The organism is Cryobacterium sp. TMT2-15-1, from assembly GCF_004402345.1.
Lineage (GTDB): Bacteria > Actinomycetota > Actinomycetes > Actinomycetales > Microbacteriaceae > Cryobacterium > Cryobacterium sandaracinum.
The window spans coordinates 49,568-64,541 of sequence record NZ_SOGD01000051.1 but is presented as its reverse complement, the minus strand read 5'-3'; the positions used below and the strand labels follow the sequence as shown (position 1 = coordinate 64,541).

The 14,974-nt window shown below is 66.9% G+C and carries 10 protein-coding genes; 6 read left to right on the top strand and 4 right to left on the bottom strand.

The window, feature by feature from the left end:
• Positions 1–187 precede the first annotated feature (187 nt).
• A complete protein-coding gene (locus E3O62_RS13870; protein WP_134395226.1) occupies positions 188–1,663 on the top strand; it encodes a hydroxymethylglutaryl-CoA synthase family protein in 1,476 nt (491 codons plus the stop codon).
• Positions 1,664–1,783: 120 nt separating this feature from the next.
• Complete coding sequence (locus tag E3O62_RS13865; protein WP_134398888.1) at positions 1,784–2,578, top strand: SGNH/GDSL hydrolase family protein; 795 nt, start codon at positions 1,784–1,786, stop codon at positions 2,576–2,578.
• Between the two features lie 236 nt (positions 2,579–2,814).
• On the opposite strand, the gene E3O62_RS13860 is transcribed toward E3O62_RS13865, so the two are convergent.
• Together E3O62_RS13860 and E3O62_RS13855 are read right to left on the bottom strand one after the other, a co-directional pair.
• Positions 2,815–5,322: a glycoside hydrolase family 65 protein gene (locus E3O62_RS13860; RefSeq protein ID WP_134395228.1), complete on the bottom strand. Its 2,508-nt coding sequence runs from the start codon at positions 5,320–5,322 to the stop codon at positions 2,815–2,817.
• Positions 5,319–6,098 carry an HAD family hydrolase gene (locus E3O62_RS13855; RefSeq protein WP_370448416.1) on the bottom strand — a complete coding sequence of 260 codons (780 nt, stop codon included), beginning with the start codon at positions 6,096–6,098 and terminating at the stop codon, positions 5,319–5,321. The genes E3O62_RS13860 and E3O62_RS13855 overlap by 4 nt, the downstream gene beginning before the upstream one ends.
• 273 nt (positions 6,099–6,371) lie before the next feature.
• Between E3O62_RS13855 and E3O62_RS13850 the strand changes: the two genes are divergently transcribed.
• The 3 genes from E3O62_RS13850 to E3O62_RS13840 all read left to right on the top strand — a co-directional run bounded on the left by E3O62_RS13850 (position 6,372) and on the right by E3O62_RS13840 (position 9,687).
• Positions 6,372–7,835: a hypothetical protein gene (locus tag E3O62_RS13850; protein ID WP_134395229.1), complete on the top strand. Its 1,464-nt coding sequence runs from the start codon at positions 6,372–6,374 to the stop codon at positions 7,833–7,835.
• Positions 7,836–7,916: 81 nt separating this feature from the next.
• Entirely contained in the window at positions 7,917–8,939 is a 1,023-nt protein-coding gene (locus tag E3O62_RS13845; protein ID WP_134398887.1) for a permease, read from the top strand.
• Complete coding sequence (locus E3O62_RS13840; protein ID WP_134395231.1) at positions 8,929–9,687, top strand: TIGR03943 family protein; 759 nt, start codon at positions 8,929–8,931, stop codon at positions 9,685–9,687. The genes E3O62_RS13845 and E3O62_RS13840 overlap by 11 nt, the downstream gene beginning before the upstream one ends.
• A 105-nt stretch (positions 9,688–9,792) precedes the next feature.
• Here E3O62_RS13840 and ppsA read toward each other — a convergent pair whose 3' ends face one another.
• Together ppsA and E3O62_RS13830 are read right to left on the bottom strand one after the other, a co-directional pair.
• Complete coding sequence (gene ppsA / locus E3O62_RS13835; RefSeq protein ID WP_134398886.1) at positions 9,793–12,231, bottom strand: phosphoenolpyruvate synthase; 2,439 nt, start codon at positions 12,229–12,231, stop codon at positions 9,793–9,795.
• Positions 12,232–12,393: 162 nt separating this feature from the next.
• On the bottom strand, positions 12,394–13,212 hold the full coding sequence (locus E3O62_RS13830; RefSeq protein WP_134395233.1) for a pyruvate, water dikinase regulatory protein: 819 nt from the start codon (positions 13,210–13,212) through the stop codon (positions 12,394–12,396).
• Between the two features lie 157 nt (positions 13,213–13,369).
• Between E3O62_RS13830 and E3O62_RS13825 the strand changes: the two genes are divergently transcribed.
• Positions 13,370–14,398 carry an NYN domain-containing protein gene (locus tag E3O62_RS13825; protein ID WP_134395234.1) on the top strand — a complete coding sequence of 343 codons (1,029 nt, stop codon included), beginning with the start codon at positions 13,370–13,372 and terminating at the stop codon, positions 14,396–14,398.
• The last annotated feature ends 576 nt before the right edge of the window (positions 14,399–14,974 follow it).

Genomic DNA, 14,974 nt, shown 5'->3' with positions numbered 1-14,974 from the left:
TGGTGCTCCGATCGGGTTCATTCGATTTTAGTCGCTTCCCGGGGCGCCGCACCGCCGTGATCGGGTCGGTTCCGCCTGACGATCTGCTCCTGGTCACCACTTTCACCGACCGATCCGTTGATAATGGAGGGGTGCGTTTGAGACCCGGTGTGGGTGAACAACCACACCAAACCTGAAGAGGGAACCGTTGACGCCTGGAATTAGTGGATTCTCCCTGTTCGTGCCGCCCTACCGGGTGCAGCTCGAAGCCTGGTGCGACTGGAACGACCAGCCGTGGGGGAAGGTCCGGAACGTCGTTGGACGCAGCTTCCGCATGCGCGGCCCGGGCCAGAGTGTCTACACGCTCGCGGCGAACGCGGTGTGGCGTTTGATCCGCGATTACGACATCGACCCCGGTCAGGTCGGCCTCCTGGCCCTCGGCACCGAATCCAGCAGCGACAACTCGGCCGGTGCGGTCATCGTCAAGGGCATGGTCAACGACGCCCTCACCGCGCATGGCATGCCGCCGCTCGCGCGCGACTGCGAGGTACCCGAGTTCAAGCAGGCCTGCCTCGCCGGCGTCTACGGCATCAAGGCCGCCCTGCGCTACCTGGCGACGGATGGCGTGGGCCGCCAGGCCATCGTCGTCTCCGCCGACATCGCCGAATACGCTCGGGGCGGCAGCGGCGAGCCCACCCAAGGTGCCGGCGCCGTCGCTGTGCTCCTGGAAAGCGAGGCCCGACTGCTGGAAGTAAATCTGGCCGGGTCCGGCAGCGACTCCGACTACCGGGTGGCGGACTTCCGCAAGCCGTTCGCGCGCTTCCGCGGGCAGCCGCCCCGCGACGACGGGCAGATGCAGGACCTGCCCGTGTTCAACGGCCGGTACTCGACCAGCTGCTACATCGACGCCACCCACCACGCGATGACGGCCATGCTGGGAAAGCGCCCCGGCAATTCCCTCGATTACTTCAACGAGGTCGACCGGGTGTTCATGCACCGCCCGTACCACCAGATGCCGGCGACCGGCTGGGTGATGGCCTACCTGTTCACGCTCGCGGCCGACGAGGAATCGGGCCGCGACCAGCTGCGCGCGCACTGCGCGGATGCCGGGATCGACGCCGACCTCCTGCTCGCCGAGATGTGCGCACCGTCGCCGTTCCACGGAAACGGGGCCGACATCGGCGAGATCATCGGTGACGTCTTCCCGCTGTCCCGCCGTCTGCGCCAGCACCTGCGCAGCACCGAAGTCTGGAACGTCCTGGTCAGCGAGAAGCTCGGCCTCGGCTCGGACGCCATGCGCGACCTGGGCAACCTCTACACGGCCGCCCTGCCGGCGTGGCTCGCATCCGGTCTGCAGCATGCACTGACGGAGGGCCTCGAGCTCGCCGGCCAGGAGTGGCTGGCGCTCGGCTACGGCAGCGGCGACGCCGCCGAGGCTCTCCCGATGCGGGTCGCCGCGGGTTGGCAGGCCGCCGCCGCACGCATCAACTTCGAGACCGCCCTGCACGGCCCGGTCGACCTGACCGAGGCGCAGTACATCGCGCTGCACGAGGGGCGCCCCGGTGACCTCGTGCCGGCCCCGGCCGAGGACCAGTTCGTCGTCGACCACCTCGGCACCGCGAACGGCCCCGACTTCTACGACCAGGGCATCGAGTATTACCGCTACGTGCCCCCCACCGCCTGACGTTCTCGCCGCCTGACGCGCGATTCAATCTTCTGAGCGCCAGGCCGCTTTCCGGGAGTCGCTGAGGTCGTGCCGAAATCAACCCTGCACCTGGAGCGCAGATCCGAGTAAAGTCGGGCCATGAAACCCCGAATCCGACTCCTGTCCAGCGTCCTCGCCGCCGTCCTCGCCGCCTCGGGCGTGCTTGCCGCCGGTGCCCTACCGGCTTCCGCCGCAGTCACGGCCCCGGTCAACAAGTACGTCGCCCTGGGCGACTCCTACGCGGCCGGGCAGGGCGGCGGTGACTACGTGGACAGCTGCCTGCAGAGCCCGAACGGTTACCCCGCCCTTCTGGACGTGGTGAAGGGCACAAACCTGCTGCGCAACGTCAGCTGCAGCCTGGCCACCACCGGGACTGTGACCACCACGCAGCTGTCGTCCCTGAACCGGGGGACCACCCTGGTGACCCTGACCGTGGGCGGCAACGATCTGAATGTGGCCGGCGTGGCGGCGGCGTGCGCCTCCGCGGATCAGGTCGCGTGCGGGAACGCCATCTCCACCGCCGGCGCCCTGATCTATTCCGGCGAGCTTGCAGCCCGACTGGCCGACACCTACGCACGAGTCGCGGCGGCCGCCCCGAATGCCCACGTGGTCGTCACCGGCTACCCGCTGCTCTTCGCCCCCTCGGCCAACCCGCTGATCGCCCAGCTTAACGGGGCAACCATGCTGCTGAACCAGACCATCCAGGGCGTCGTAGCCCAGGCCCAGGCAATCCGACCGAACTCCAGCATCGAATACGTCGACGTGTCCGCGGCTTTCGCTGGCCACGGCATCGGTGACGTCGACTCGTGGGTCTACTTCGCCGGTCCGGATGCCTTCCACCCGACCCCCGCCGGCTACCAGGCCTACGCGGCGGCCATCCAGGCGGCGCTGTAACGCGGTAGCAGTCCCGGTTCCCGGCTCACCGGGCACTGGCCTGCCGACGCCGCCAACGGATTCGACGGACATTTTGACGAAAAACGACCTAGTTCATGTGAAATGTGGTCACTATCGCACAATCTCCGTCAAATTGGTTTGGGCCAGGGCGACGGGCGAGGGGCCAGGGCCGGGGCCAGGCGAGAAACGGGGGAGGGCCCCCGGCGGTGTGCGGGGGCCCTCCCCGCTGAAGCGAACTAGTCGTTCGGCTCCAGGAACTCGGTGGTGTGCGCGATCGTCGGGATCGAGGACGTGATGACGGTGCCGTCCGCCCGTCGCCCGCCCTCGACCAAGGTTCGAGAGGGTGCCCCCGGGTCACGCGGGCCCTGGTGGGCCAGCGGGACCGTGACGGGCAGGCCCATCCGCACGATGACGGAAACACCGCGCACGGACAGCATGACGTCGACGCCCTCTTCGATCGTGAGGTTGACCTCGCTCTGCCGCACGTCCACGCGTAGCCGGGTTCCCCGGAGCGTGACGCGGAAGGTCAGCGCCTCCCAGGTCTCAGGCAGTCGCGGGTCGAGAGTGATCTTGCCGCCGTGGTCGCGCATACCGCCGAAGCCGTAGACGAGCGCGCTCCAGACACCGCCGGCGGACGCCACATGAACGCCGTCCGCCGCGTTGTGGTGCAGATCGGCGAGGTCGACGAACAGGCCCGAGGTGAAGTACTTGAGCGCCAGCTCGTGGTAGCCGACCTCGGCCGCGATGATCGACTGCACGACGTCGGACAGCGTCGAGTCACCCGTGGTGATCGGGTCGTAGTAGTCGAAGTCGGCACGTTTCTGCTCCGGCGTGAACTGGTCACCCTGCAGCAGGAGCGCGAGCACGACATCCGCCTGCTTGAGCACCTGGAAGCGGTAGATCACGAGGGGGTGGTAGTGCAGCAGCAGCGGGCGGTTGGCGGGCGGCGTCTGTGAGAGGTCCCAACGTTCCTTCTCCAGGAACTGCGCGTCCTGCGGGTGGATGCCCAGGGTCTTGTCAAAGGGGATGTGCATCGCCTCCGCGGCGAACGACCACTCGATGATCTCGGCCTCGTCGAGTCCGAGGCGGGCGACCATGAAGTCGTAGGAGGCGATGTCGACCTCGCGCAGTCTGCGCACACTGGTGACCGCGTCCCGCAGGTTCGAGCGGGCCATGATGTTCGTGTACAGGTTGTCGTTGACGACAGTCGTGTACTCGTCGGGCCCGGTGACGCCGTGGATGTGGAAGACGTCGTTGCCGTTGCCGCGCCAGAAGCCGAGGTCGGCCCACATGCGCGCCGTCTCCACCAGGATGTCGATGGCCTCGCGGGAGAGGAAGTCCTCATCGCCGGTGGCCGACACGTACTGGGTCAGCGCATAGGAGATGTCAGCGTCGATGTGATACTGCGCGGTGCCGGCGGCGTAGTACGCGGACGACTCCAGGCCGTTGATCGTGCGCCACGGGAACAGCGCGCCCAGCTGGTTCAGTTCGGTGGCGCGCACCCTGGCGTGCTCGAGCATCGCGTGCCGGAACCGCAGCGCGTTGCGCGCGGCGTTCGGCGACGTGTAGGTCAGGAAGGGGAGCACGTACACTTCCGTGTCCCAGAAATAGTGGCCGCCGTAGCCGGAGCCGGACACGCCCTTCGCGGACACGCCCTGGCCGTCGGCTCGCATGGACGCCTGCGCGAGCTGGAAGAAGTTCCAGCGGGTGGCCTGCTGGAGGGCAGGCTGGCCGACGAGTTCGACATCCGTGCGCGCCCAGAAAGCGGTGAGCCAGTCGCGCTGCTCGGCGACGTACTGTTCGGTTCCGGCTGCGACGGCGCGGTCGAGCGTGCGGTCGCACCGGTCGGCGAGCTCGTGCGTGGGCACGCCGGTGGAGGTGTGGTAGCTGAGGGTCTTGGTCAGTCGGATGGACTGGCCCTGCTTGGCCTTGATGCGGTAGACGTGCTTGGCGATGTCGTCGCCGATGTGCGAGGCCTCGTCGTACTCATTGAGCGTCTCAAGCTGGTGGTCGGCGGCGCAGGCGATGGTCATGCCCGAGTTCGTGCAGCGGAAACCGAGGATGTAGCGGCCCTCGGATGCCCGTTTGAAGCGGGGGCGCAGCACCCGGTCGGTGAACGACTCGGCCCTACGCGGGTCGAAGTCCTTGCCGTTGGTGGACTTCGGGGCGTCGTACTCGCCGATGCCGTCCTGGCGGTTGAGGATCTGGCTGGAGATCACGACCGACGCGTCAGCGTCCAGCATGGTGACCTCGTACTCGAGGATCGCGAGGTGGCGTTCCGTGAACGACACCAGGCGGCGCGACTGGATCAGCACGCGCTTGCCCGAGGGCGTGCGCCATTCGAGGGACCGGGAGAGGATGCCGCCGGCGAAGTCGAGGCGGCGCTCGTAGCTGAGCAGATCCGCGAGGGTCAGAACAAGCGGCTCGTCGTCGACGTAAATGCGGATGATCTTGGCATCCGGCGCGTTGACGATCGTCTGCCCGACGCGCGCGAAGCCGAAGGCCTCTTCCGCGTGCCGGATCTGCCAGGTCTCGTGGAACCCGTTGATGAACGTGCCGTGGGCATGGCCGTCCCGGCCCTCGTCCACGTTGCCGCGCAGGCCGAGGTACCCGTTGCCGACGGCGAACAGCGTCTCGGTGCGACCCATGTCGTCACCGGAGAAGTCCTTCTCGACTAGGGCCCACTCGTCGATCGGGAATCGGTTGCGGTCGAGCGGGTCGTTCGTGTCGGTGATCCGGTTCATTTTCCGGCCTCCGTTTCGACGTTGGGGAGCAGCTCGTGGAGGTCGGGGACGACGACGTCGGCCCCGGCGTCGAGCAGGGTCTGCGTGCCCACGCCGCGGTCCACTCCGAGCACGAGGCCGAAGTTGCCGGCGCGGCCGGCCTGGATGCCTGAGTGCGCGTCTTCGACGACGACGCACTGGGCCGCATCGAGGCCGAGCAGTGCCGCGCCGAGCTCATAGGTGTCGGGGGCCGGCTTGCCGGCCAGGCCACGCTCGGCCGAGAGCAGGCCGTCGACGACGATCTCGAAGCGTCCGCGAATGCCGGCGGCTGCGAGGGTCTTCTCCCCGTTGCGCGAGCTGGTGACGACGGCCACGGCGAGGCCGGCGGCCACGACGTAGTCGAGGAACTCGATCGATCCCGGGTAGGGCGTGACGCCGCTTTCAGCGAGGGTCTCGTTGAAGGCCTCGTTCTTGCGGTTGCCGAGGCCGCAGACGGTGTTGCGCTCCGGGGCATCCGTCGGGTCGCCGTCGGGCAGCTGGATGCCCCGCGAGGCGAGCAGCGACCGCACGCCGTCATAGCGGGGCTTGCCATCGATGTACTGGAAGTAGTCGGCGTCGCTGTAGGCGGGGGTCACTCCCTCGTCCTCGAGAAAGCGGGTGAACAGGCGCGCCCAGGCGGCCATGTGAACATCGGCGGTGGGCGTGAGCACCCCGTCGAGGTCGAAGAGCACACCGCGCATGGACAGGAGCCGGGCGCGCGTTTCCGCGCGCGACAGGGGGAATCGCGTAGAAGTCATAACTGATGCCTTGCTTGGTAGGTCCTGAGACAGTGGGGGGTCTGATCGAAGCGGTCAAATGATCACGATCTCGATCGGGGGATCGACGTGATGTGCGCCAACGCGGCGAGGAATGCGATTGACGACGCTGCGGACCAGGGCTAGGACTGCATACGCCTGAATACTCCCAACGATCCTATGCCCCCGAGGGCGTTGCGCCGACTTCTCCGGTTGCGCGGCCCTGATCCCCCGGCCTCCGGCGCGCCCGGAAAATCGGCCGATACTATTGACAGGATGAACCGCGAACGGAGCGCGCTCTCGGCCGCACGCGCGTCCGCGAATCCGTCGCGCTCCGTGCAGCTGGCGAGCCGGCGTTTCCGACTGCTCTTCTCGGTCACGGTCGCGGTGCTCGTCCTGCTGGTGGCGGGCCTCGCGATGGCCAACTTCAGCCAGGGTCCCCGCCTGGCCTCCGCCGAGATCAACCTCGACGCCGCCGTCACGCGTGGCAACCCGCGCCTGCTGCTCACCGCGAACCAGCCGTTGGCCGAGGTCCAGGCCGGCCAAGTGACGGTGTCCCCGGCTACAGAGGTCTCCGCTCGTGTCGCCGACCGCGCCCTGACGGTGGAGTTCGCCGGCATCCTGCGCTACAACACCGTCTATACGGTGACGGTGACGGATGTCATGAGCACCACCCAGGACGCCACCGCCACCCTGGAATACGAGTTCACGACCCCGGACGTCGACATCTATGCGTTGCAGCGCGACAGCCGGGTGGACGACGTCGGCGCGAAGCGGCCCGACACCGTGCGCCGCACGACCCTGCAGGGCCGGGGCGACGGAGACATCGTGTTCAGCGCCCCGCGCATCCAGCAGTATGTCGCCCTGGAGAACCACCTCGCCGCCGTCACGCTCGCCGAAGACGACGCGGCTACCCTCGTGGTGGTCTCGTTCGGGGGCGGGGACAACGTGCAAGTGCCCGTGCCGGGAGCGGGCGTGATCGAGAACCTGGCTGCCTCCCCGTCGAAAACCTTGATCGCGTACACCTTCACCAGCGCCCCGGAGACGCCGGGGCGTCGCTACGACCGCACCCCCTTCGTCTACGACCTGACCGAGTACTCGGGCCTCCCGGCCGAGGTCACCGGGGTGGACGGCCTGCCGATGACGGTGATGGACCTGCGGTTCGTGCCGGACAGCACCTCTCTCGTCGTGCAGAACGCCGGGCAGTCCCTGTTCCTGATCGACATGCTCGGCGACGCCGTGCTGACCCCGTTGGGCGAGCACGACGAGATGCGCGGATTCGTGCCCGGCACCCGCGCGCTCGTCGTCGCCGACCCCGACCAAGGCTCGACGATCGACCTCACCGACGGGGCCGTGACCACACTCGATCTCGCGCCCAGCCTGCTCGAAGCGAGGGCCTACCCCGGCAAGCTCGTGCTCCTCACCGAGCAGGGGCGGTACGCCCGCCTGTTCCTGCAGGAGACCGGCGACATCAACCAGCTCGCTTCCCTGATCGCCGTCACCGACGCCGCCGACTCGAGCGTCGCGTTCACTCCCGCGTCGGACGCGTCGCGCGTGCGGGACTTCTGCGTCTCGCCGAACGGCCAGTACCTCGCGGTGGAGACGATCCCGGCGGCCGGCCTCGGCGACGACTACCCGACCCTTCCCGCGTTCTCGGGCATGACGACCACCCTGGTAGACCTCGACCGCGGCACCAGCAGCCGCAGCGTGTCCGGTTTTCTCCCTGACTGGTGCGGCTAACCGACGGATGCCCCCGCCAACCTTCTGCCGATGGCTTCCTGTCCCGAGCGCGACCGAGTCGAAACAGGACAAGATATACCCATGAGTCAGACCATCGCCGCGCGGCCCTTCACCGCGCGCCGGAGGCCCGGCCGCGGCCTCTTCGTCGGCCTCCTCATCGTCGGGCTGGTGATCGTGCTGCGCGTGTTTGCGCCGTCGGCCCCTGCCGATACCCTGGCGGACACCTTCCGCGACTTCGTCACCCTGTCGATCAGCGTGGTGATCGAGTCGCTGCCGTTCGTCTTCCTCGGCATCGTGCTGTCGATCGTGGTGCAGACCTGGCTGCCGGAGGGGTTCCTGCTGCGGCGCCTGCCGAGGAACCCGGTTGCCCGGCGGGTCGTGCTCTCGCTGCTGGGCATGCTGCTGCCGGTTTGCGAGTGCGGCAATGTGCCTCTGGCGCGCGGCCTGATCGCCAAGGGGCTGACGGTCGGCGAATCGATGACGTTCCTCTTCGCGGCCCCGATCCTCAACCCGGTGACCATCATCACCACCCAGCAGGCATTCGGCTGGGACAGTGGCATCCTGGTCTGGCGCATCGCCGGCGGATTCCTGATCGCCAACCTGATCGGCTACATCTACAGCCGGCATCCGAAACCCGAGTCCCTGCTCGCTCCCCGGTTTCAGGACGCCTGTGCGCTCGGTGACCACCATGACGCGGGCGACGGCAAGATCAAGCGCAGCGCCGGCCTGTTCACGAAGGAGACCAGCGCGATGTTGCCGGCGCTCTTTATCGGCGCCGGACTGGCCGGGCTGATCCAGACCGCCGTCTCCCGGGAGGTGCTCGTGACGCTCGGCAGCCACCCGGTCTGGTCCGTGCTGGCGCTGATGGCCCTGGCCTTCGTGGTTTCGATCTGCTCCAACGTCGACGCCTTCTTCATCCTCTCGTTCGGTGCGACGTTCATGCCCGGCGCCATCGTGGCCTTCCTGGTCTTCGGCCCGATGATCGACATCAAGATGCTGGCCCTGCTGCGCACGACCTTCAGGGCAAAGACCCTGATGCAACTCACCCTGATTGTGGCTCTCTGCTCCGCGGTTCTCGGATTGGCGATCAACTATGTCGTTTAGACGGCTCCTGCGGCGCTGGCAGGGCGCGCTCCTCAGCGTCGTGGGCATTGTGGCCACGGTCTGGCTGGGGGTCAGCGGGCAGCTCGGGCTCTACATCCACCCGCGGTACTTCGTGTTCACCATGGTGATGGCCGTGATCGCCGCAGCGCTGGTGGTGGCCGCATTCGCTCTCCTGCCCGCAGCCGAAGACGAGCACGAGCCGCCAGAGGACGACGGAGGACGCTGGGCGTGGCTCTGGTCGGCCGGCAGCATCCTGATCATCGTCGCGGCCACCGTGGGCCTCCTGGTGTTACCGCCGGCGACCCTGACCACGGCCACGGTCGCCAAGCGCGACCTGAACGGCTCGACCTCGCTCATCACGCAGAAAGAGGCGAGCGACCTCGTCGGCGGCGACTACTCGACCTTCACCGTGCGGGACTGGTCCTCGCTGCTGCGCCAGGGCGCCGGCGAGGACTTCTTCGCCGACAAGACCGCGACCGTGACCGGGTTCGTCACGCCCGACACGAGCGACCCCGAGAACGTGTTCTTCGTGGCCCGCTTCGTCGTGTCCTGCTGCGCGGTCGACGCGCAGCCGGTCGGCATCCCCGTCTACTACCCCGGCTGGCAGGACGAATTCCCGACCGACAGCTGGGTTGCCATCGAGAGCGGTTTCGACACCAACCCGAGCATCCGCAGCGAGGAGGCCATCGCCCTTGTTCCGAGCGAGGTCACGCCCACGGACCAGCCCGCCCAGCCGTACGACTACTGACGCCGGCACACTGATCGGGCCGCCCTGACGCCCGCAGCGCGCCGAGCTGCGTGGCACGTTCCCGGGTGATTCGGGCGTCGCCCGCGGGGCGAGCTCGATCGCCGATCAGGCAGCCGAGGCCTCCTTGGGGTCGGTGGCGGCGTCATCCGTGCCGAAGTGGTTGCTGCCCGCGGTCACGCCGGCCAGCCGCAGCCAGGTGTCGACCACGGTGTCGGGGTTCAGCGACACGGAGTCGATGCCCTCGGCGACGAGCCACTCGGCAAAATCCGGGTGGTCGCTGGGGCCCTGGCCGCAGATGCCCACATACTTGCCGCGGGCCTTGCAGGCCGCGATCGCCATGCTGAGCAGCTTCTTCACGGCCGGGTCGCGCTCGTCGAAGCCGCCGGCGACGATCGCCGAGTCGCGGTCGAGGCCGAGCGTCAGCTGCGTCATGTCGTTGGATCCGATGGAGAACCCGTCGAAGTAGTCCAGGAACTCGTCGGCGAGCAGCGCGTTGGCCGGCAACTCGCACATCATGACGATCTCGAGGTCGTTCTCCCCACGGCGCAGCCCGTTCTCGGCGAGCAGTTCAATAACGCCCGCGGCCTCGTCCAGGGTGCGCACGAAGGGGATCATCAGCTTGACGTTGGTCAGCCCCATCTCGTTTCGCACGAATGAGAGCGCCTCGCATTCGAGGTCGAAGCAGTCCCGGAACGAGGGCTCGAGGTAGCGGGACGCCCCGCGGAACCCGAGCATCGGGTTCTCTTCGTGCGGCTCGTAGGCCGGTCCGCCGATGAGGTTGGCGTACTCGTTGGACTTGAAATCGCTCATCCGCACGATCACGGTCTCCGGCGCGAAGGCGGCCGCGATCGTGGACACGCCCTCGGCCAGGCGCTTGATGTAGTAGTCGCGCGGGTTGCCGTAGGCGGCGATGCGGGTGTTGATCTCGCGGGCCACGTCGGCGGGCTGGTCGGCCAGGTTGAGCAGAGCCTTGGGGTGGATGCCGATCTGACGGTTGATGATGAATTCGAGCCGGGCGAGACCCACGCCGTGGTGGGGCAGCTGGGCGAACGTGAACGCCTGCTCCGGGGTGCCGACATTCATCATGACCTTCACCGGGGCCGGCGGCAGGGTGGTGAGCGCGGTCTCCTCGATGCCGAAGTCGAGCAGCCCTTCGTAGATCAGTCCCGCCTCACCCTCGGCGCAGGACACCGTGACTTCGAGGCCGTCGGAGAGGATGTCGGTGGCGGTCCCGGTGCCGACTACCGCGGGAATGCCGAGTTCGCGGGCGATGATCGCGGCGTGGCAGGTGCGGCCGCCGCGGTTGGTCACGATGGCGCTGGCGCGCTTCATGATCGGTTCCCAGTCCGGGTCGGTCATGTCCGCGACGAGCACGTCGCCGGTGGCAAAGCTCGCCATCTGGTCGATGGACGAGAGGATGCGCACGCTTCCGGCACCGATCCGCTGGCCGATGGCGCGGCCCTCGACCAGGATCTTACCGGTCTCGTTCATCTTGAACCGGCTCTGGGACACCGCGGTCGCTCGCGACTGCACCGTCTCCGGGCGGGCCTGCAAGATGTAGATGCCGCCGTCGATGCCGTCTTTGCCCCACTCAATGTCCATCGGACGTCCGTAGTGCGCCTCGATCGAGAGGGCGTGGCGGGCCAGCTCCTCCACCTCGGCATCCGTGATGCTGAACAGGTTGCGCAGGCCGACGTCCACGGGAACGAAGTCGATCGTGCGGCCGATTTCACGGTTCTTCGTGAAGGTCATCTGCAGCGCCTTCTCGCCGAGAGTGCGCTTGAGGATGGCGGGACGGCCGGCCTCGAGCGCCGGCTTGTAGACGTAGAACTCGTCGGGGTTGACGGCGCCCTGAACGACGGCCTCGCCCAGACCGTAGGAGGAGGTGATGAAGACCGCGTCGCGGAAGCCGGATTCGGTGTCCATCGTGAACATGACCCCGGAGGAGCCGATGTCCGAGCGCACCATGCGCTGGATCCCGGCCGACAGCGCCACCTCGGCGTGCTCGAAATCGTGGTGCACCCGGTAGGCGATCGCCCGGTCGTTGTAGAGGGAGGCGAAGACATCCTTGATGGCCGGCAGGATGTTCTCGATTCCGCGCACATTCAGGAACGTCTCCTGCTGACCGGCGAAGGACGCATCCGGAAGGTCCTCGGCGGTGGCGCTGGAACGCACCGCCCAGGAAATGTCGTCGGAGCCGCCGTGCTTCAGGACCAGGGCCGCGTAGGCGGTCCGGATCTGGGACTCGAACTCGGGCAGGAAGGGCGTGTCACGCATCAGGCCGCGGATTTCCTTGCCGGCCGCTGCCAGCGCGGTGACGTCGTCGATGTCGAGGCCCCGCAGGCGCTCGATGATCCGCTGGTCCAAACCAGAATCGGACAGGAATCGGCGGTAGGAGTCCGCGGTGGTGGCGAACCCGTCGGGCACCTTGACGCCGGCCGACGTCAGATTCTGCACCATTTCGCCCAGGGAAGCGTTCTTGCCGCCCACCCGGTCCAGGTCCGTGAGTCCGATTTCGGAAAACCAGAGGATGTCTGTCGTCATGTGTTCTGCTCCCTTGCAGTGTGCGACCAGAGGTGAGGCCACGAGGTGAGGAGGCTCACCTCGTGGATAAGCGCCCTGTTCCCATAGTGACAGGTCTATCCGGCCTGAGCGCGATTTGTTTACTTGATTGACATGTTCACTTGTCTGCGTTTTTAATGTGAGTCAGCGTTTGAGGTTCATTTGCTGCAGAATCATGGCCGACATCTCCTCCACGGACATGCTCGCCGAGTTGAGGAACGGGATTCCGTGGGAGGCATAGAGTCGCTCCGCACTGCGCAGCTCGAACCCGCACTGCCGCAGGGACGCGTAGGGCGAACCTTCCCGGCGCTGGGTGCGCACCTGGCTCAGGCGCAGGGGATTGGTGGTGAGCCCGAAGCACTTGTCCACGAACGGTCGCAGTGGCTTGGGGAGACCCTCCCGCTCGAAATCCTCGTCGACAAGGGGAAAGTTCGCCGCGAAGATGCCGTGCTGCAGCGCCAGGTACATCGTGGTGGGGGTCTTGCCGCAGCGCGACGGGGCCACCAGGATCAGCTGCGCCTTCTCGAGCGCTCGCAGGCTCTGGCCGTCATCGTGCTCCATCGCGTATTCGACGGCCGTCATGCGGGACTGATAGCGGGCGGCGTTGCCGAGGCCGTGGGCGCGCCCTGGTTCATTGCTGGCCTGCGTCGCAAGGGCCTCCTCGAGCTCGCCGAGATAGGTTCCGAGCAGGTCGATCAGGGTGGCCGTGCAGGTGCCGAGGGTGCGGCGGATGTCGCTGGTCACGGCCGTGGAGAACACGATCGGCTTCTGGCCGCGCTCCACCAGAGCGTCGATCTGGTCGACCACGGCCTGGGCCTGGTCCACATTCAGGATGAACGGGATCGTCGTGCGGTCGAACTCCACGGTGGGGAACTGGGACAGGAGGGTGCTCCCGAGCGTTTCCGCCGTGATTCCGGTGCTATCCGAGAGGAAGAAAACCGGGCATGGGTCGTCAGTGGCCATACCTCATTGTGTACCTCCCGGCAGGCTCGGCGCGGATCGGTGCGCGCGTACTGAGTGCCGCAGTCGATTCCGCGAGTTGCCGTCGTCGCATCGTGCGCAGCAGACTTGAGTTCGGGGTTGCGACTGATTCGTCCGCCCGGTAGCTAAGGAACCCACCATGACTGAACCGAACGATGCACGTGTCGGCCTCTACATCGACTTCGACAACATCGTCGTCTCTCGCTATCAGCAACTACACGGACGAAATGCCTTCCAGCGCGATGGCATCCGTAATTTCGACAGATCGAGCGCGGATGCCGAGCCCGAGGTCGCCGCGAAGCTGAACGCCGCGACGGTCGACTTCAACGCGATCATTGATTTTGCCGCGTCGTTCGGCACGCTGGTCGTCAATCGCGCATACGCCGACTGGTCCGTTCCCGTGAATGCGAGCTACCAACGCCAGCTCATGTCCCGAGCGGTTGACCTCACCCAGCTATTCACCACGACGACGCGGGGAACGAAGAACGGGGCGGACATCCGTCTCGCCGTCGACGTGGTCGAAGACCTCTTCCGGCTGCCCGACCTCACCCACGTCATCATCGTCGCCGGTGACTCGGATTACATCGCCCTCGCCCAGAAGTCGAAACGTCTCGGTCGCTTCGTGGTGGGCATCGGAGTCGCCGGGTCGACCAGCACCTCCCTCGCGGCTGCGTGCGACGAATTCGAGGACTATGACTCGCTCCCCGGCATAGCGAAGGTCGCCGCCGCCGTGCCCGCCCCCGTGGCGCTCGTGCAGAAGCCCCCGTCGGGCAGGAAGGCCGCAGAACCCGCGACCGTGCCACCCAAGACGGTGCCCGTCAAAGCCCGCACCGTGACGACGATCCCGATGTTCTCGCATACCATCAGTTCGCAATTCGACGAGCCGGAGCCGGAACCGGCCGAGGACATCGACCCTCAGACGGTCGCGTCGGAACTCCTCGTGCGTGCCCTGCAGATCGGGCACGCAAAGGGCGACGACGACGAGTGGCTGAACACCGGCACGGTGAAGAACCAGATGCGCCGGATGGACCCCTCGTTCAACGAAAAACCGCTCGGCTTCCGTTCCTTCACTGACTTCCTTACCTCGCGCAGCGAGGTGGCCGAGCTGCAGGAAGATGGCCCGCATCGGCTCATCCGTTTGCGTCCGGAGGCGGACGCGGGACGCTGAGTCGGAACCGTGTTCCATCGAACACAGACAGCGGTGTGATCTGAGCCCGTGGGAGCAAGCGTGTTCACGCGATGATCCGCAAGCCCCTCGCCCCGAATATCTCGATTCTGGATTCGGCTGATTCCATAGTTCACGGCGTACACCGACGCCGAGATCACACCGGACAAAGGAACACATTATGAGTAGCACTCCCAACACTGGCCGCGTCGCTCGCGTTTCGACCGAGACGAAGGCTGCCTCTAAAACGACCGAATTCATCGCCTAAATTCTGATTCTCGTCGCGATGTTCATCGCTTCCGCCATGGTCGATAACGGGGACGACGGGCAGGGTTTCGGGGCCAGCTCCGTCTGGCTGTACGCCACGCTCCTCACCATCGGTTACGTTCTCCTGGGAGTACATGGCGGCGCCTGGCAGCGGCCACAGCTCCATCTGGATCCACCCCACCATCCCGTTGCAGTTCGACTTTCAGGGCAGCAAAGAACCACTCCTGAACCGGGCATGGGTGGAGGAACTCGTCCGCATCTCGAACACACCCGCCGGTCTGCGCGTCACCCCAGAGCCGCCCCAACCGGGGG